The 17,357-nt window shown below is 74.0% G+C and carries 19 protein-coding genes; 5 read left to right on the top strand and 14 right to left on the bottom strand.

Annotation, left to right across the window (positions count from 1 at the left end):
* Positions 1-169 precede the first annotated feature (169 nt).
* The 3 genes from AB0E19_RS35095 (at position 170) to AB0E19_RS35085 (ending at position 2,598) form a co-directional block, all read left to right on the top strand.
* Positions 170-1,180, top strand: a complete 1,011-nt coding sequence (locus AB0E19_RS35095) for an AsnC family transcriptional regulator (protein WP_362188051.1) — start codon at positions 170-172, stop codon at positions 1,178-1,180.
* Positions 1,181-1,454: 274 nt separating this feature from the next.
* Entirely contained in the window at positions 1,455-1,814 is a 360-nt protein-coding gene (locus AB0E19_RS35090; RefSeq protein WP_362188048.1) for a DUF6191 domain-containing protein, read from the top strand.
* A gap of 34 nt (positions 1,815-1,848) precedes the next feature.
* Positions 1,849-2,598 (top strand): SURF1 family protein, encoded by a 750-nt coding sequence (locus AB0E19_RS35085; RefSeq protein WP_362188045.1) that lies wholly within the window; start codon positions 1,849-1,851, stop codon positions 2,596-2,598.
* Between the two features lie 79 nt (positions 2,599-2,677).
* On the opposite strand, the gene AB0E19_RS35080 is transcribed toward AB0E19_RS35085, so the two are convergent.
* The 6 genes from AB0E19_RS35080 to AB0E19_RS35055 form a co-directional block, all read right to left on the bottom strand.
* The gene (locus AB0E19_RS35080; RefSeq protein WP_362188042.1) at positions 2,678-3,964 is read right to left on the bottom strand and encodes a hypothetical protein; all 1,287 of its coding nucleotides are present in this window, start codon (positions 3,962-3,964) and stop codon (positions 2,678-2,680) included.
* Positions 3,961-4,695, bottom strand: coding sequence for a SigE family RNA polymerase sigma factor (locus tag AB0E19_RS35075; RefSeq protein WP_362188039.1), 735 nt, complete (start codon positions 4,693-4,695; stop codon positions 3,961-3,963). The genes AB0E19_RS35080 and AB0E19_RS35075 overlap by 4 nt, the downstream gene beginning before the upstream one ends.
* Positions 4,696-5,036: 341 nt before the next feature.
* On the bottom strand, positions 5,037-6,305 hold the full coding sequence (locus AB0E19_RS35070; protein WP_360602561.1) for an aspartate kinase: 1,269 nt from the start codon (positions 6,303-6,305) through the stop codon (positions 5,037-5,039).
* A gap of 115 nt (positions 6,306-6,420) precedes the next feature.
* Positions 6,421-7,089: a DUF5063 domain-containing protein gene (locus AB0E19_RS35065; protein WP_362188034.1), complete on the bottom strand. Its 669-nt coding sequence runs from the start codon at positions 7,087-7,089 to the stop codon at positions 6,421-6,423.
* 56 nt (positions 7,090-7,145) lie between these two features.
* Positions 7,146-7,745 (bottom strand): recombination mediator RecR, encoded by a 600-nt coding sequence (gene recR, locus AB0E19_RS35060; protein WP_033202382.1) that lies wholly within the window; start codon positions 7,743-7,745, stop codon positions 7,146-7,148.
* A 58-nt stretch (positions 7,746-7,803) separates the two neighbouring features.
* The gene (locus AB0E19_RS35055; RefSeq protein WP_362188029.1) at positions 7,804-8,160 is read right to left on the bottom strand and encodes a YbaB/EbfC family nucleoid-associated protein; all 357 of its coding nucleotides are present in this window, start codon (positions 8,158-8,160) and stop codon (positions 7,804-7,806) included.
* Positions 8,161-8,449: 289 nt separating this feature from the next.
* Between AB0E19_RS35055 and AB0E19_RS35050 the strand changes: the two genes are divergently transcribed.
* Entirely contained in the window at positions 8,450-9,154 is a 705-nt protein-coding gene (locus AB0E19_RS35050) for an SLATT domain-containing protein (protein ID WP_362188115.1), read from the top strand.
* A 27-nt stretch (positions 9,155-9,181) separates the two neighbouring features.
* On the opposite strand, the gene AB0E19_RS35045 is transcribed toward AB0E19_RS35050, so the two are convergent.
* The 5 genes from AB0E19_RS35045 to AB0E19_RS35025 form a co-directional block, all read right to left on the bottom strand.
* Entirely contained in the window at positions 9,182-9,832 is a 651-nt protein-coding gene (locus AB0E19_RS35045; RefSeq protein ID WP_362188026.1) for a hypothetical protein, read from the bottom strand.
* Between the two features lie 112 nt (positions 9,833-9,944).
* A complete protein-coding gene (locus AB0E19_RS35040) occupies positions 9,945-10,658 on the bottom strand; it encodes a GntR family transcriptional regulator (protein ID WP_362188023.1) in 714 nt (237 codons plus the stop codon).
* A 69-nt stretch (positions 10,659-10,727) separates the two neighbouring features.
* Positions 10,728-11,798, bottom strand: a complete 1,071-nt coding sequence (locus AB0E19_RS35035; RefSeq protein WP_362188020.1) for a hypothetical protein — start codon at positions 11,796-11,798, stop codon at positions 10,728-10,730.
* A complete protein-coding gene (locus AB0E19_RS35030) occupies positions 11,795-12,460 on the bottom strand; it encodes an NAD(P)H-binding protein (RefSeq protein ID WP_362188017.1) in 666 nt (221 codons plus the stop codon). Before AB0E19_RS35030 ends, AB0E19_RS35035 begins: the two co-directional genes overlap by 4 nt.
* Positions 12,457-13,398: a zinc-binding dehydrogenase gene (locus AB0E19_RS35025; RefSeq protein WP_362188014.1), complete on the bottom strand. Its 942-nt coding sequence runs from the start codon at positions 13,396-13,398 to the stop codon at positions 12,457-12,459. Before AB0E19_RS35025 ends, AB0E19_RS35030 begins: the two co-directional genes overlap by 4 nt.
* A gap of 116 nt (positions 13,399-13,514) precedes the next feature.
* Between AB0E19_RS35025 and AB0E19_RS35020 the strand changes: the two genes are divergently transcribed.
* Positions 13,515-14,420, top strand: coding sequence for a LysR family transcriptional regulator (locus tag AB0E19_RS35020; RefSeq protein WP_362188011.1), 906 nt, complete (start codon positions 13,515-13,517; stop codon positions 14,418-14,420).
* Positions 14,421-14,508: 88 nt separating this feature from the next.
* Here AB0E19_RS35020 and AB0E19_RS35015 read toward each other — a convergent pair whose 3' ends face one another.
* The 3 genes from AB0E19_RS35015 to AB0E19_RS35005 form a co-directional block, all read right to left on the bottom strand.
* Positions 14,509-15,597, bottom strand: a complete 1,089-nt coding sequence (locus tag AB0E19_RS35015; RefSeq protein WP_362188007.1) for a beta-ketoacyl-ACP synthase III — start codon at positions 15,595-15,597, stop codon at positions 14,509-14,511.
* Between the two features lie 26 nt (positions 15,598-15,623).
* Positions 15,624-16,343, bottom strand: coding sequence for an HAD-IB family hydrolase (locus AB0E19_RS35010; RefSeq protein WP_362188003.1), 720 nt, complete (start codon positions 16,341-16,343; stop codon positions 15,624-15,626).
* A partial coding sequence (locus AB0E19_RS35005; RefSeq protein WP_362187999.1) for a ScbA/BarX family gamma-butyrolactone biosynthesis protein occupies positions 16,343-17,357 on the bottom strand: 1,015 nt, incomplete at its 5' end. The genes AB0E19_RS35005 and AB0E19_RS35010, both read right to left, overlap by 1 nt.

Below are 17,357 nucleotides of genomic sequence, written 5' to 3'. Positions count from 1 at the left end.
CGCCCCTGTGACTTTTGGCCGTTTCGTGGCCAAAGAGCGCCGAGGCGGCTTGAATGCATATGCCCAGGTCCACATCCTGGAGTGCTCCCGGACCCACGACCAAGGTTTTCCGGGGGATCGGCCAAGGAGGGAAATGCGTACCGGGGAATCCGTCCTGGGAGAGGCGGATATGTCGCTGATCCACGCGCTCCAGATCCTCCCCAGAGCGAGCTGGACCCAGCTGTCCACCGTCCTCGCGGCCGGTCCCGACACCCTCGCGCGCCGCTGGGAGCACCTCACCGCCGGCGGCTACGCCTGGACCTCGCTGCTCATCGCCCGGCGCGGCGGCGAGTCCGCGCTGTACGCCTGGGTCGAGCTGGAGTGCACCGCCGACACCGCCGAGGCCACCGCGATCGAGCTGTCCGGCGACCCCGGCACCCTCGGCGTGCACGCGGTGACCGGCGGCGCCGACCTGGTCCTGCTGCTGATCGCGCCGGACCTGCCCGCCCTCGACGCGTACGTCACCGGCCGGGTGCGCCGGCTGCCCGGCGTGCTGCGGGCCCGTACCCAGGTCGCCACCCGGATGCACAACCGCCCCTACCGCTCCCGGATCGAGCAGCTCACCCCGGCACAGGCCCGGCTGCTCGCCGAGGTCGGCGCCCTGGAGCGGCGGGACGGGGCACGCGCGCGTGGGCCCGTCCATCCCTCCCAGGCTCCCCAGGTGACGGACCTGGACCGGCGGATCGTCGCGGAGCTGGCCGGCGACGCCCGCCGGAGCGCCGCCGAGCTGGCCCGGCAGTGCGGCACGAGCGAGTCGACGGTACGGCGCCGCCTGGAGGTCCTGGCGGCGGGCGGCGCGCTCCATCACCACTGCCAGCCGGCGCCCCGCTTCTCCGGTCGCCCGGTGTGGGCCATGGTGACGGCGCAGGTGGCGCCGCAGGACGAGGCGGTGACGGTGGCGGCGCTGACCCGGCTGCGGCGCACCCAGGTGATCACCTCGGTGACCGGGCCGCACAACCTGGCGCTGGCGCTGTGGCTGGCCTCGGTGGAGGAGCTCCACGAGATCACGGCGCGGCTCGTCCGCACCGCGCCGGCGCTGCGGATCACGGGGACGGCGGTCAGCCTGCGGACGTACAAGATCGGGGCGCAGGTGCTCGGCCCCGACGGCCGTCGGATGCACCACATACGCCCGGAGGCCTGAGCCTGCCGCCCGCCCCTCCGGCCCTCCCCTCCGCCCCCTGCCCCTCCGGTCCGCCTCTCCGCCCCCCCGACTCTCCGGTCCGCCTCTCCGCCCCCCGACTCTCCGGTCCGCCCCTCCGGCCCGCCCCGGGGCCTTCCAGGGCCCCCTGCGGCCTTTCCGGGTCCTTCCCGGGGCTTCCCGGGGCCTTCCGGGCTTCGGGGCCTCCCGGGGCTTCCTGGCCTTCCGGGCCTCCCGGGGCTTCCGGGGTCCCGGTGCGGCGTGGTCCCCTGGGGCCATGGAGTTCGCCGTGTTCGTGACGCTGCCGGGTCTGGTCATCCTGCTGACCGTGATCGCCTTCGCCGACCAGTTCCTGCGCATGACCGGCCGCGGGAAGCGGCGGGGCACGGTCTCCTCGACCGGCTTCGAGCAGCTGCACGCCACCTTCTCGCCCGGCAAGCAGAGCGAGCTGAAGGAGCGGCAGAGCGCCCTGCTGCTGCGCGACGACGAGGAGGACGGGGCGCCGCCGCGCCGGACCACGGTGGACCTGGCGGGCGGGCGGGCGGTGATCAGGCTGCGGCCGGACGCCGGACGCCGGGCCCAGGCAGTCTCTTCCGGGTCGTCCCGGGCTCGGGGCGCCGGGGCGGGCCCCGCCTGACGGGGGGACTCGGCCGTCCCCGTACCGTGGGGGTGTGTACCGGTTCCTGAGGACCCCCCGCTGGTGGGGGATCAATCTCTTCGTCCTGCTGGCCATCCCGTTCTGCGTGTTCATGGGGACCTGGCAGCTGGGCAAGTTCGAGGATCGCGTCGACTCCCACCAGGAGGCGGAGCGGAAGCCGACCGCGGCCGAGCTGCGGGCCGAGCCGCTGGCGTCGCTGCTGCCGGTGGACAAGGAGACCTCCGGCCGCACCGCCGAGGCCCGGGGGCGGTACGGGGAGCAGTTCCTGGTGCCGGATCGCGCGTTGGACGGGCGGTCGGGCTCGTACGTGCTGACGCTGCTGCGGACGGACACGGGGCGGTCGCTGCCGGTCGTCCGGGGCTGGCTGCCGGCGGGCGCGCAGGCGCCGGCGCCGCCGTCCGGCGAGGTGACGGTGGTGGGCGCGCTCCAGGCCTCCGAGAACCAGGGCACGAAGGGCGTGCGGACGGCCGGCGGGCTGCCCGAGGGGCAGCTCGGCATGATCAGCGCGGCCGCGCTGGTGAACGTCGTCCAGGACGACGTGTACGACGCCTGGGTGACCCTCACCGACTCGCCCGCGGGGCTGACGCCGGTGCCGGCGGCCGCGGCGGCGGGCACGGGTCTGGACGCGAAGGCCTTCCAGAACCTCGGGTACACCGCCGAGTGGTTCGTCTTCGCCGGCTTCGTCGTCTTCATGTGGTTCCGGCTGCTGCGCCGGGAGGCGGAGGCGGCCCGCGACGCGGCGCTGGGCCTGGCGGAGCACTGACGGGCCCGCGGGGCGGGCGTGGCGGGTACGGCGAAGGGGCCGGGGGAGCGTGTCCCCCGGCCCCTTCGTCGTACCGTCCTCAGCTCTTGAGCATGCCGGTCCGGTAGAGGGTGCCGGCGCAGGCGCCGTCGAGGACCGTGGTGACGGTCGGGTCGCCGGGCTCCGCGGTGTAGCTGACGGAGACGCTGCCCGCGGCCGGTTCGGCGCGCAGGAGCTGGGTGGTCAGGCCGGAGTCCGTGCCGGTGCCGGCGTCCGTGCCCGTCCCGGTGCCGCCGCCGGTCTCGGTGCCGCCGGAGCCGGCGCCTTCGCCGTCGGTGGTGGGCGTGGGCGTGGGCTCGGTCGGGACCTGGGTGGGCTCGGTCGGCGTGGGCGTCGGCTCGGTGGGGACCTCGGTGGGCTCGGTCGGCGTCGTCGGGGTGGCGCCGCCGCCGTCGGTGGAGCAGCTCGCGGACGGCACCCAGGCGAACTTCAGCTGGTACGAGGCGCCCGCCTTGAGCAGCAGCGGCTTGACGTCCGCCGAGGTGGGGGGCAGGCCGGTCGCCGGGTCGCCGTCGTAGTGGCGGACGACCGAGATCCGGCCCGGGTCGGCGGTGCCGCTCGCCGAGAGGTGGATCAGGCCGGAGCCGTCGACCAGGCAGGCCGAACCGGAGCCGTTGACGATGGTGAAGCCGCCGTAGATGACTCCGGTGGAGTCGGGGCCGCTGTTGTAGCCGCCGGCGGACTGGAGCGTGCCGCGGCCGCAGACGGGTGTGGAGCCCGGGACGGAGCCGGCGTCCGCGCCGGTGCCCGCGCCGGACTGGCTGTCCTTGGGGTCCGGCTTGGCCTCGCCCTTGTCGGTGGCGCCCTGGGTGGGGCCGGTGGTGGAGGAGACCTTGCTGGACGGCGCCTTGGTGGAGGCCGGGCCGTCACCCTCGGCCTCGGCGCCGGTACCCCCCTGGGCCTGCTCCCCGTGCCCGGCGAGGGCCGGGTTGGCGGTGGTGAGGCCGGGGGAGCCGGCGACGTGGATGAGGGCGGGGACGGCGGTGCCGATGAGGACGGCCGCGGCGGCGGCGCCGACGAGCGCCTGGCGCTTGCGGGCGCGTCGGGCGGGGACGGCGCGGCGCAGGTGGTCGAGGGTGGCGGCGGAGGGTTCGAGCCCGGAGACGGCGCCGTGGAACAGCCGGCGCAGCGCGAGCTCGTCCTCCCCCTCGTCCTCGCCGGGGCCACGCTCGAAGTCCATCATCAGTCGTCCACTCAGCTCGTCACGTCCGACGCGGGCCTGTTCTGCGCCGCGTCCGCTGCGTTCGTCGGGGTCGTGGCGCTCCTCGCCGTCTCCGTGTCCGTCCCGCGTCCCGCGGGTCGGGTCGTCCTCGTGCTCGCGGCTCATGCCTTGGCCTCCATGACGACGCGGAGGGCGGCTATGCCCCGGGAACCGTACGCCTTGACGGAGCCGAGCGAGATCCCGAGGGTCTCGGCGACCTGGGCCTCCGTCATGTCGGCGAAGTAGCGCAGGACGAGGACCTCGCGCTGGCGGCGCTGGAGTCCCTTCATCGCCTTGATGAGGTCGTCGCGCTCCAGCTGGTCGTACGCCCCCTCTTCGGCGCTGGCCATGTCCGGCATCGGCTTGGACAGGAGCTTGAGGCCGAGGATGCGGCGGCGCAGCGCGGACCGGGAGAGGTTGACCACGGTCTGGCGCAGGTAGGCGAGGGTCTTCTCGGGGTCGCGGACGCGCCGGCGGGCCGAGTGGACGCGGATGAAGGCCTCCTGGACGACGTCCTCGCAGGAGGCGGTGTCGTCGAGCAGGAGGGCGGCGAGGCCGAGCAGCGACCGGTAGTGGGCGCGGTAGGTCTCGGTGAGGTGGTCGACGGTGGTGCCGGCGTCGGCGACGGGGCCGTCCGCGGCCTTGCGCGGCGCCGGGATGCCGCTGATGCGCGCGCGGGATTCGGTGGGCACGGCGGTGGTCACCGCAGGACCGTCGAGCGGGCGCGGGCGCCCGTGCGGACGGAGCGCGGCGGCGCGTCCGGGCGCGCCGACGCCGCCGGGCGCCCGGAGGGGGAGCACGGCCGTGCGGACCCCGCGGAGCGGGGAGACCGCGGGAATGTCGAGTACGTCTGCCACGCCTGTTTGACTCGTGTTCCCCCGCGATGGTTGTACGCCTGCACCGCATTTCTCGGCGGTGAGCTGTTCGTCCTCATGCGTAACCGTTCTCCCCCAATGCCCCGTTACTTCGCGTATCCGCGCCACGTTCGTGGGTGAACGCGGAGACGCGCCCCGCCCAACTACTAGTTGCAGCACGGGGGAAGAGCATCGTCCGACACCGCATCACCGCAGTTCAAGGGGGTTCTGCCGCCGATTTGCTCACAGGATGTTCACAGATCCTACGAAGCCGCCACAATCGGATGCGCGACTGCGCCCGGCCGCTGGGGTGCGGCCGGGCGCGGTGGGTGCGGGGCGGTGGATCAGCGCCCGGTGCCGCCGTAGACGACGGCCTCGTCCGAGTCGCTGTCCAGGCCGAAGGCGGTGTGGACGGCGGTCACGGCCTCGTTGACGTCGTCGGCGCGGGTGACGACCGAGATGCGGATCTCGGAGGTCGAGATGAGCTCGATGTTGACGCCCGCGTCGGACAGGGCGCGGAAGAAGTCCGCGGTGACGCCCGGGTTGGTCTTCATGCCGGCGCCGACGAGGGAGATCTTGCCGATCTGGTCGTCGTAGCGCAGCGAGTCGAAGCCGATCGCGGTCTTCGCCTTCTCCAGGGCGTCGATGGCCTTGCGGCCCTCGGCCTTGGGGAGGGTGAAGGAGATGTCGGTGAGACCGGTGGAGGCCGCCGACACGTTCTGCACGATCATGTCGATGTTGATCTCGGCGTCCGCGACGGCCCGGAAGATGGCCGCGGCCTCGCCCGGCTTGTCCGGCACGCCGACCACGGTGATCTTCGCCTCGGAGGTGTCGTGGGCGACACCGGAGATGATGGCCTGCTCCACCTTGTCCCCTGTCGGTTCGTTGCTGACCCACGTGCCCTGGAGTCCGGAGAAGGACGAGCGGACGTGGATCGGGATGTTGTAGCGGCGCGCGTATTCGACGCAGCGGTGCAGCAGCACCTTGGAGCCGGAGGCGGCGAGCTCCAGCATGTCCTCGAAGGAGATCCAGTCGATCTTCTTCGCCTTCTTCACCACGCGCGGGTCGGCGGTGAAGACGCCGTCGACGTCGGTGTAGATCTCGCAGACCTCGGCGTCGAGCGCCGCGGCGAGCGCCACGGCCGTGGTGTCGGAGCCGCCGCGGCCCAGCGTGGTGATGTCCTTCTTGTCCTGGGACACGCCCTGGAAGCCCGCGACGATGGCGATGTTGCCCTCGTCGAGGGCGGTGCGGATCCGGCCCGGCGTGACATCGATGATGCGCGCTTTGTTGTGGACCGAGTCGGTGATGACACCCGCCTGGCTGCCGGTGAACGACTGGGCCTCGTGGCCCAGGTTTTTGATCGCCATCGCCAGCAGGGCCATGGAGATCCGCTCTCCGGCGGTCAGCAGCATGTCGAACTCACGTCCGGCAGGCATCGGAGACACCTGCTCGGCGAGATCGATCAGCTCGTCCGTCGTGTCGCCCATCGCGGAGACCACGACGACCACCTGGTGGCCGTTCTTCTTGGCTTCCACGATCCGCTTGGCGACGCGCTTGATGCCCTCGGCATCGGCAACGGAGGAGCCTCCGTACTTCTGCACGACAAGGCCCACGTGCGCTCCTCGCTCGGTCGGTGCCGCAGCCCGTGCTGCGGTCGGCTCAGTCTAACGAGCGACCGAAAAACACCGATCGGTTATCACATCCTGAGACGCGATGCTCAGAGAATGATCAAACCGGGTCCTGGAGGCCCTTCATCCCCAGCGGTCCCGCGATCTCCCGCATCATCACCCGGCCCGCCTCCTCCGCGAGGTCGTCCTCGGCGAGGTCCTCGTCGGTGTCCAGGCCGTCGAGCGCGGCCAGGGGCTGGTCGAGGCGGACGTGGGCGACCAGGGACTGGAGGGCGCGGAGGGTGGCCGAGGCGGTGGGGCCCCAGTTGGAGAAGTACGAGAACTGCCACCACCACAGCGCCTCGGAGGTGCGGCCCTCGCGGTAGTGGGCGAGACCGTGGCGGAGGTCGGCGACGATGTCCGCGAGGTTGTCCGAGATACGGGCCGGGACCGGGGCCTTGCGGGGCTCGTACGGGTCGAAGACCTCGGAGAAGACGTCCACCGGGTCCAGCATCGCGGCGAACCGCTCCCGCAGGTCGTCCACGTCCGGCTCCGGGCCCGTGTCCGTCTCGTACCGCTCGTCCGGGAGGATGTCCTCGTGCGCGCCGAGCCGGCCGCCGGCGAGGAGCAGCTGGGAGATCTCCAGGAGCAGGAAGGGGACCGCGCTGTCCGGCTCGTCCCCCTTGGCGACCTCGGTCGTGGCGACGATGAAGCTCTCGACCGAGTCGGCGATCTGGACCGCGAAGTCGTCGGGGTTCTGCGTGATGGAGTGCAGCGTGGGGTCAGACATCGAGGAGCCTCCCTGAGAGCTCGCCGGCACCGGCCCGGTCCTCCCGCGCCCGGTCGTCATACATCTAGCAGCCTCCGCCCCTCGAAGGCACGGCCGAGCGTCACCTCGTCGGCGTACTCCAGGTCGCCGCCGACCGGGAGGCCGCTGGCGAGCCGGGTGACCTTCAGCCCCATCGGCTTGATCATCCGCGCCAGGTAGGTGGCCGTGGCCTCGCCCTCCAGGTTCGGATCGGTCGCCAGGATCAGCTCGGTGACCGCGCCGTCCGCGAGGCGGGCGAGCAGCTCCCGGATCCGCAGGTCGTCGGGGCCGACGCCCTCGATCGGGCTGATCGCGCCGCCGAGGACGTGGTACCGCCCCCGGAACTCGCGGGTCCGCTCGATCGCGACGACGTCCTTCGGCTCCTCGACCACGCAGATGACGGTCAGGTCCCGGCGCGGGTCGCGGCAGATGTTGCACTGCTCCTGCTGTGCCACGTTCCCGCAGACCGCGCAGAACCGGACCTTCTCCTTGACCTCCAGGAGCGCGTGGGCCAGCCGGCGCACGTCCGTCGGCTCGGCCTGGAGGACGTGGAAGGCGATCCGCTGCGCGCTCTTGGGACCGACGCCGGGCAGCCTGCCCAGCTCGTCGATCAGGTCCTGGACCACGCCTTCGTACAACGGAACGCCCTTTCCGGGTGTGCTCTTGCCTTCTTACGGTAGTGGCTGGAAGTGCTCGCTAGAAGCCCAGGCCCGGCATTCCGCCGAGACCCTGCGCCAGCGGACCCAGCTTGGTCTGCTGGAGCTGCTGCGCGTTGTCGTTCGCGGCCTTGACGGCGGCCACGACCAGGTCCGCCAGGGTCTCGCCCAGCTCCTGCAAGGAAGACGCAGCCTCCGGGTCCACCGCCTTCGGGTCGATGACCAGGGCGCGCAGTTCGCCGGAGCCGGTCACGGTGGCCTTGACCAGGCCGCCGCCCGCCTGGCCCTCGACCTCGGTCGCGGCGAGCTCCTGCTGGGCGCGGGCGAGGTCCTGCTGCATCTTCTGCGCCTGCTGGAAGATCTGCTGCATGTTGGGCTGGCCGCCACCGGGGATCACGGTCACTCCTCGTGGTTGAAAGTCGCCCGGTCACGTCTGGTACCGGTTGTTCCGAGCCTACGTGGTCGGGGACCGCCCTGCCGCGACAACTCTTTCGAGTGAGAAACTGCGGGCTCCTCTACCTGATCAACACCCTCTTGCGGGCGGAAATCCCGGGATTCCGGGCCCGCCGCCCACCATTCGGCGGTAGGAAGGGCAGGCACCACGTGCACCGCACGTCACAGAAGGACACGAGCGCCACGAACGCTGGGCTGAGCAGAGGAGTCCCCCGGTGAGCCACCAGCCGGAGATGCAGCCGCCGGGGCAGCCCGGGGAAGACGTCCACAGAGATCTGACGGGGAAGCCCTTCCCCCTGGGCGACTGGGGCGAGCCCGCGGAGCGCCTCGACGAGCTCTACCGGTGGGTGGAGGCAGGCGCCCTGCGCACCGCCGAGTGGTACCTCTCGGACCGGGTCTGGAAGCGCCGCTGCGCCCGCGGGCTGCGGGCCGGCACGGCGCTCGGCGTGATCGCCGGGGCCGCGCTGCCGCTGCTCGACCTGACCGGGGTCGCCGAGGGCACGGCCGGCTGGGGCTATCTGTCGCTGCTGCTCGGCGCCGCCTGCATGGCCTGCGACCGGTACTTCGGCCTGACCTCGGGGTGGATAAGGGACGTGGCGACCGCGCAGGCCGTACAGCGGCGGCTGCAGGCGCTCCAGTTCGACTGGGCCTCGGAGAGCGTGCGGGAGGTCCTCGGGCCGACGGAGGGCACCGCCAGCGAGGCCGCCGAGCGGTGTCTCGGGGTGCTGCGGCGCTTCTCGGAGGACGTCACGGAGCTGGTCCGGGCGGAGACGGCGGACTGGATGGTCGAGTTCCGTTCGGGCCCGGCGCCGCTGGCGCTCCAGTCGGTCGGGGTCGTACCGGCCCGGCCGGAGGCGGCGCACCCGTCCGGCCGTTTCCCGCTGCCGCCGGGCACCCGGCCCAACATGCCGCGCCAGCGTCCCCCGGAGACCCGCTGAGGGCCTCCGGGGGCGGCACCCGGAAGGTCAGCTGAGCATGATCATCGAGCCCTGGGCGAGGCTGCGGGTCGCCGCCGCGTGCAGCCCGAGCCAGACGTGCCGCTCGCGGGCGAAGGGGCCGTCGTCGTACGGGATCGGGGCGGCGGGCTCCTCGAGGCCGGTGGGCCGGGCGGGCGGGGCCGGGGCGGCCGGCGGGTTCGCCGGGTCGATGCCGAGGGCCGGGGCGACGAACTCCAGTTCCCTCAGCAGCCCGTGGGAGGAGCCGAGCGGACCGCCGCCCTCCAGGAGCTCGTCGTTGGAGAGCGGCACCGGGAAGTCGACCGGCACGTAGGCGCCCGCGTGGTCGTAGTGCCAGACCAGATGGGACTGCTGGGCCGTCGCCTCGAACATCTCCAGGAGCTGTTCGTAGTCCCCGCCGAGCTCGCCCACCGGCTCGACCGGCAGCCCGCAGACGGCGAGGAGATAGGCCCGGCGCAGGAAGTGCAGGGCCTCGTAGTCGAAGCCGGCGACCGGGGCGACGTCGCCGGAGAGGCCGGGCATGTACGCGTACACGGGCACGGTCGGCTGGCCGGCGGCGCTCAGCACGGCGTCGTAGGCGGCGAGGTCTTCGGCGAAGGGGTTGTCGGGGCTGTGGCACAGCACGTCGACGAGGGGGACCAGCCACAGGTCACAGGCCAAGGGAGGCTCGCTCTCCGTCAGTTCCGGGGAGGGCCAGGGTAGTCGGCGGCGCCGACGACGCCCACCCGTGGGAGGCCTGCCCCGGGAAGAAGGGCCTCAACCCGGCGGCGGCTCACCGGCCGAGCCGGGCCTCCAGGCGGTCGGCCCATTCCAGGGCGTGCGCGTTGTAGGCGCGTACGACTCCGATGGCGGCGTCCGCGTCGCCGCGGGTCACGGCGTCGATCAGGTCGACGTGCCCCGACCACAGCCAGCCGTGGAGGGCGCGCTCGGCGCGCAGGTGGGGCACGGAGAAGGCCCAGGCCTGGACCCGGAGGCGGTGCAGGAAGTCGGCGATGGGGTCGTTGCCGGCGACGAGCCTGGCCAGTTCGCGCCAGTACCGCAGGTCGTAGCCGATGAGGACGTCCAGGTCGCCGGCGAGGGCGGCGCGGGCGGCGGCCTCGCCCCTGCGGCGTATCGACACGAGGACGACGCCGACGTCGGGGTCGGGCTCGTGGAGCACCGCACCGGCCCGGGGGGTGTGGCCGCGGAAGATGCCGTCGGCGACGAGCATCCGGGCCTCGACCATCTGCCGGTAGTCGGCCACCGAGAAGCGGTGGACGCGGAAGCCGCGGTGCTGGTCGGAGTCGAGCAGGCCCTGGGCGCAGAGGTCGACGAGGGCCTCGCGGACGGGGGTGGCGGAGACGCCGTACTGCTCGGCGAGCTGCTTGACGGTGAACTCCTGGCCCGGCTGGAGACGCCCCGCGAGGACCTCGTCACGGAGCGCGTCCGCGATCTGCCGGCTGAGGGTGCTGCGGGTGACGGCGCTGTTCGCGGACGTGCCGGGCATGCGGATGGGGCCCCTCCGTGAGGTTCCGCACGACTCTAACGGATGCCGGAGGGGCCCCTTCGGGACGGATCAGTCCGCCGCAGCGAACGGGAAGGCGCGGTCCCGGCGGACGGGTGCCGCGAACGTGGCGCGGCTGCGGACCTCCATGAAGGCGTTGATGCCGTTGCGCCGCCGGACGCCGATGCGGCGGTCGTGCGTCGGCGCGTCGGCGGCGTTCATCGTCGCCCGGGTGGCGTTGAAGTCCTCCATGGTGCGCTGGAGGGACACGAAGTGGGTCCCGGGCACCCCGTGGTCGAGGGTCGCGAAGTCCCTGCGGTTGATGCGCGGGACGCCGGCGAGCCGGGCGCGGCCGGTGGCCTGGGCGTGGCCCACGCGGCCGTGGTCGGCGGCCACCCGCGGCAGGCTGTCCGCGTCGCTCGTGGCGTCGTCGACCAGCTTCTCCGCCTCGTCGGCGCCGACGCGCGGCGAGTACATCAGGGCGCTGCGGGTGTCGGCGTCCTGTTCGTACCAGCTGTCGACGTCGAGTTCGATGTAGCTGACGTGCATGGTGGTGCCGCCGCGCAGCGGGCCGGAAGGGACGGAGATCCGCTCCTCGGGGGCCTGGTTCCCGCGCAGTCCGGAGTGGAAGCCGAGCATCAGCGGCGCGCGGCCGGGGATGCCGGACCCGGGGCGGCGGGCGGCGGGCAGGCCGCGCCCGACGAAGCCGGTGCGCACCTCGGTCAGCCGCAGCCGGCCCCGCTGGTCGAGGGGGCCGTCGCCGAAGAGCCGGCCGGTGACCTCGGCGAGGGTGGGCTCGTCGTCGGAGGCCAGGTGCAGGCAGGCGTCGAAGGACTCCAGGCGCGGGTTCTCCCAACGGGCCATCGGGACGGGCCGGTTCACCGGGGAGCGTACGCCGGTGTACCGCTCGAAGTAGCCCGGGCCCCAGCCCAGGCAGGTGAGCAACCCCTCCGGTCCGTGCGGGAGTTCGTCCTCCAGGGTGCGCAGGGCCGACTCCAGGTGCGTGGCGTCGGCGGGGGTGGGCGCGCCGCCGGTGAGGTCGAGGAGGAGCAACCGGTGGAAGCGCGGCGCGAGCGGGCGGCCCTCCTCGTCGTGGCGGAAGGTGTCCTCCCAGGCGTGCTGGGCGGCGGGTAAGGCGGTCATGACAGCTCCTCCCGGTGGGGGTCGGCGTCGGCGTCTTCGGTGTCCCGGCGGAGTCCGGTGAAGGCCGCGGCCCAGTCGGCGAGCGGCTCGCCCGGCTCGTTGAAGAGGGCGAAGGTCGTGCCGCGGGCGGATGGCTCCTCGACGGCGGCGATCATCGCCGCGGCGAGGTCCGCGCGGGAGATCATGCCGTCGGTGCGCGGGTCCTGGGTCAGGGTCAGGGCGTGCGAGCCGGGCGGATCGTCGGTCATCCAGGTGGGCCGGACGATGGTGTAGGGCGCGGGTCCCGAGCGCAGGGCCCGCTCGGCGGCGATCCGCGCGGGCAGCAGGGCGGCGGCGGTCCGGTTGAGCGGGTGGGCGGGCCCGTGGCCGACGGCGAAGGAGCTCAGCAGGACGAGGTGCGGCGGCGCCGGACGGGCGGCGGCCTCGGCGAGGAGCAGCCGGGTGGCGTGCTCGGTGTGGCGTACGGGGTCGCCCCGCTTCGGTACGAGGACGACGGCGTCCGCGTCGCGCAGCGCGGCCCGCAGGGCGGCCGCGTCCTCGACGTCGTCGACGAAGCGGACGTCGTGGCCCCGGCCGGCGGCGTGGTCGGCGACCCGGCGGCCGGTGGAGGCCGCGAAACCCGAGGAGACGACGGCGATGCGCGCGGCGGACGGCGCGGTCACGGCGCGCCGCCGACGAGGAGGACGGCCTTGCCCGCCAGCCGGCGCTCGCGCAGGGCGGTCATCACCTCGGGTAGCCGCTCCCAGCCCTCGGCGCGGGCCACGACGGGCCGCATCCGGCCGTCCCGGATCGTGCGCAGCAGCAGGCCGAGGTCCTCGGCGACGGACTCGCCGGAGCCGAACACCCAGAAGGGGTGCAGGGTCTGGCGGGCGTGCGGGACGAAGGAGGAGATGGAGAGGGCCGCCGTGCGCCCCGAGGAGGTGCCGAGGAGGACGAGGTGCCCGACGGGGGCGAGCATCCGCAGGGCGGCGGTCAGGACCTCGCCGCCGACGGACTCCAGGACGAGGTCGAAGGGGCCCTCGGCCTCGTCGAGCGAGGTGATCACGTGGCGGGCGCCGAGCGCGGTCAGGTCGAGCGTGCGACGGCTGCCGTGCAGCGCCGTCACCTCCGCGCCCTCGGCGGCGGCGAGCTGCACCGCGAAGGAGCCCACGCCGCCGCTGGCGCCGGTGATCAGGACGCGGCGGCCGAGCAGGGGCCCGCCGCGCCGCAGCGCGCGCAGGGCGGTGAGGCCGGCCACGCCGAGGGTGGCGGCCTCCTGGGTGCCGACGCCGTCGGGGACCGGTGCGAGCCGGTCGGTGGGGACGGCGGTGTACTCGGCCCAGCCGCCGAAGTCGGCCATCGCGGCGACGCGGGTGCCGACGGCCGGTCCGCTGCCGTCGGCGGCCTCCTGGACGACGACGCCCGCCAGGTCCTGGCCGGGGCGCCAGCCCTCGGCCCGCTTGGCGAACAGGCGCAGTTCGCCGCGGTTGACGGAGAACGCGCCGACGCGCACCAGGACTTCGCCGGGCGCCGGGCTCGGCAGGGCGACCTTGCGCAGTTCGGGTCCTTCGGGCGTGCCGACGTAGGCGCGGATGGCCTCGGGAAGGGGTGTGAGGGTCATGTCCCCACGCTAGGAAGGGGCGGCCGGGTGAGGGAAAGACCGGCTGACTATGGATTCAGAAGCGCCGGTTATCAATGGCGCTGGTTCTCGGTGGGGGCGGCACCTAGGCTGACCCGGTGACCCCTGACGCCCGGCTGCTGCGCTACTTCCTCGCGGTCGCCGAGGAGGGCAACTTCACGCGCGCCGCCGAGCGGCTGCACATCGCGCAGCCCGCGCTGAGCGCGCAGATCCGGCGCCTGGAGAGCATGCTCGGCGTCCGGCTGCTCACCCGGACCACCCGGACGGTGCGTCTCACCGAGGCCGGGCGGGCCGCTCTCGAACGCGGTCCCGCCGCCCTGGAGGCGCTGGAGGAGGTGTGGGAGGCGGCCCGGCGCACGGGACGCGGCGAGCGGGGGCTGCTGCGGCTCGCGTACAGCGCGACCACCGGGTACGGAACGGTGCCGCAGCTGGTGGAGGCCCTGGCGGAGCGCTATCCGGAGATCCGGGTCAGCGCGGAGATGACGCGGACGCCCGCCCTCGCGCAGGCGATCCGGGAGGGCCGCGCGGACGCGGGCGTGGTCCGCACCTCGCCGCCGGTCGCCGGGGTGCGGACCCGGCTGCTGCGCGAGGCGGCGCAGGGGCTGCTGGTCTCCGAGGACCACCCGCTGGCCGGCGCCGCGTCGGCGCGGCTGGCGGACGCGGCGGCGTACCCCGTGCTCGTCCACGCCCGCGAGGCGAACCCGACCGCGTACGACGCCCTCGTCGCCCTGTTCGCACGGGCCGGGCTGCGCCCGGAACTGGTGGAGCGGCCGATCGCCTTCGACCCCACCCAGCGGCTGCTGCGCGACGGGCAGGCGATCGGCCTGGTGCCGGAGACCTCCCGGGACGGGCTGGCCGACTGGCTGCGCTGGGTCCCGCTGGACGACGCGCCGCCGCAGCGGATCCACCTGGCGCTGCCGGACGGCCCGCTCGCGCCGGTGGCGGCCCGCTTCGAGGAGACGGCACTGGAGCTGGCGGCGGCGGAGGGCTGGCTCCCGGCCTGAGTCCGGGGACGCTCTGCGCAGGACGATGCCCTCCCTTCCCGTACGCGCGTACGGGAAGGGAGGGCACGGCCGGGAGGGAACCCCGGGTCTACAGGCCCGCCGGGAGCAGCGGGATCAGGCCGCGGTGGCGCTCGGCGAGCGGACGCGCGGCCCCGGCCGGGCGGGAAGGGGCCCCGGCGTGTGCGGTCGCGGCCCAGCCGACCAGGGCGGATCCCAGCGACATGCCGCCGCCGAACGCGGTGAGCACCACCAGGTCGCCCTCGTCGAGGAGGCCGGCGCGGTGCACCTCGTCGAGGGTGACGGGCACGGAGGCGGCGCCCGTGTTGCCGTACCGCTCCAGCGACAGGTGCATGGCGGCCGCGCCGAGCCCGAGCCGGGGCCGGACCTCGGCCAGCATGACGCCGTTGGCCTGGTGCGGGACGAGGTGCGCGATGTCCTCGGCCCGGGTGCCCGACCGCTCCAGGAGGGCGCGCACGGCGGCGGGCAGCCGCTCGTTCACGAACTCGCGCACGCCCCGCCCGTCCATGCGGAAGAAGTGCCCGCCGTCCTGAAGGGTCTCGGCCGACGCGGGCCGCCGGCTGCCGCCCGCGGGCACGCTGATCAGTCCGTGCGCGCCGCCTTCGGTGCGCAGGTCGGTCCGCAGGATTCCCCGCCCCTCGGGCACGGGCCCCAGTACGACGGCCCCCGCGCCGTCGCCGAAGAGGATCGCCGTCCTGCGGTCCGTGTGGTCGAGGATCCGCGAGTAGACGTCGGCGCCGATGACGAGGCCGTACCCGTGGCCGCCGTCGGCGCGCAGCATCCGCTCGATGACGGCCAGGCCGTAGACGAAGCCGCTGCACACCGCGTTGATGTCGAAGCAGGCCGCCCGGCGCGCACCGATCAGGTCCTGCACGATGCCGGCCGTCGCGGGCTGCGGGTGGTCGGGCGTCGACGTGGCCACGACGAGGTACGACACGTCCTCGGGGCTCAGGCCGCACTGTTCGAGGGCCGCCCTCGCGGCCGCGGCCGCGAGGTCCGAGGTGGCCTCGTGCGGGGCCGCCCGGCGGCGCTCGCGTATCCCGGTCTTGCGCACGATCCATTCGTCGGAGACGCCCGCGGCGCGGGCGATCTCCTCGTTGCCGACCACCTGTTCGGGCAGCCGGGAGCCGGTGCCCACGATCCCGACGGGGTTGCGCATGGCCTCTCCTGAGGGTGGATGGAAGCTCATCGGATTCCGCTCGCCGCCGGGGCCGGCGCCGGGGCGGCGGCCGGGGCCGTCGCCAGACGCTCCCAGCCCAGCCGTGCGGCGTGCTCGGCGAGCACCGGGTCGTCGCCGACCACGACCGCCTTCCCGGCGAAGGCCAGCAGGTCGGCGTCGGTGCCGTGGTCGCCGTACGCGGTGCACGCGGCCGGGTCCAGTCCGCGCACGGCGGCGACCGCGCGCGCCGCCCGGCCCTTGGCCGCCCCGATCATCGGGGTGACCACCTCGCCGGTGAGCACGCCGTCGCGGGCCACGGGCCGGGTGCCGATCGCCCAGTCGGCGCCGAGGTGTTCGAGGACCGGGTCCAGGCAGGCGTGGAAGGAGCCGGACAGCAGGACCACGAACTCGCCCCGCTCCTTGTGCCGTTCGAGCCGGGCCACCGTCTCGCCGAGGAAGACGTCGCCGTCCGACAGCAGTGCGTCGAACCAGGCCCGGCCGGTCTCGGCGAGCTCGGACCGCCGCTCGCCCGCGTACAGCCGGTAGTAGTTCCGGTTGATCTCCGCGCGGGGGACGCCGCGCGCCGCGTCCCGGTGCAGTCCCGCCGTCAGGCGGTCGTACGTGCCGTCCGGCTCGCCGCGGCGGGCCAGGTGGAAGCGGAGGAAGGAGAACATGCTCTTGACCCGGACGAGCGTCTCGTCCACGTCGAAGAAGGCCGCGCCGGGCCGGGCGCTCCCGCCCGCCATCAGCCCAGGTCCCCGACGCGCGAGAAGCTCAGGCCGAAGAGGCAGATCGACTCGCCGTCCTGCCGGGCGTCGACCCGCACCCGGAGCTGGTCCACGCCGGCCCGGTCGCCCTCGCCGTCGTCCTCGCCCAGCTCCACCACGCCGCCCTGCGTGTAGTACGCCCCGGTGGCGGCGTCGCGGTCGGACCGGAGGACCTCGCCGACCTCCGCCGTCAGCTCCGTGGCGTGCTCCAGCTCGCCGAAGCGGCTGAAGACCACCGACAGGTCCGTGGGGAAGGTCCGCGACGGGGACATGCCGTGCACGTCGAGCGCGCCGAACAGGGCGAGCTGGCGGGCCGCCTCGGCGAGCACCATGCCCGGCAGGTGGTCCTGCGGGTGGTCGAACATGCTCGGGTGGTCGCCCGGGACGCGCAGCAGCGCCTGCGCCGTGGCGCCCTCCCGCGTGGCGTGGTCGATCACGACGTTGTCGCTGTTCTTCCGGCCGACGCGGTACGGCTCGACCGAGCCGCCGCGGCCCGTGTGCGGGTACGCGTCCGAGCTGGGCAGCGCCTTGCCGTCGCGGTTGCGCAGCCGCAGCGCCAGGTAGTCCTCGGGGGACTTGAACCGCAGGCCGACCGAGGCGCGGCCGATGACGGTGCCCCGCACGTCGATGTCGATGTCGTAGTCGAGGCCGGTGGTGAGGCCCTCGCGTTTGCGGTGGCCGGACACGGCGACCCGCAGGGTCATCGCGCACGGCGCCGCGCCGACGACGATCCGCTCCGGACGGCTCAGGTGGATGCGCAGGTGGGTGAGGATGAACTTGTGGCCGGTGGGCACTCCGTAGAAGGCGTGCGCGCCGGCCAGGGCCGACTGCCGGCAGGCCTCCAGGAGCAGCACCGGGTCGTAGGTGCTGGGGCGCAGCAGGTGGTCGCCGTAGTAGGCGTGCGAGCGGGGCAGCTGGGCGCCCGCGAGGTAGCCGGTGTCGTCGATCGGCTTCAGGTCGGTGAGGAACACCTCGCCCACCGAGTCGCGGTGC

It is taken from the genome of Streptomyces sp. NPDC047974 (genome assembly GCF_040653375.1).
Taxonomy (GTDB): domain Bacteria; phylum Actinomycetota; class Actinomycetes; order Streptomycetales; family Streptomycetaceae; genus Streptomyces.
The sequence above is the reverse complement of the archived record's forward strand: the minus strand, read 5'-3'. Positions and strand labels throughout refer to the sequence as shown.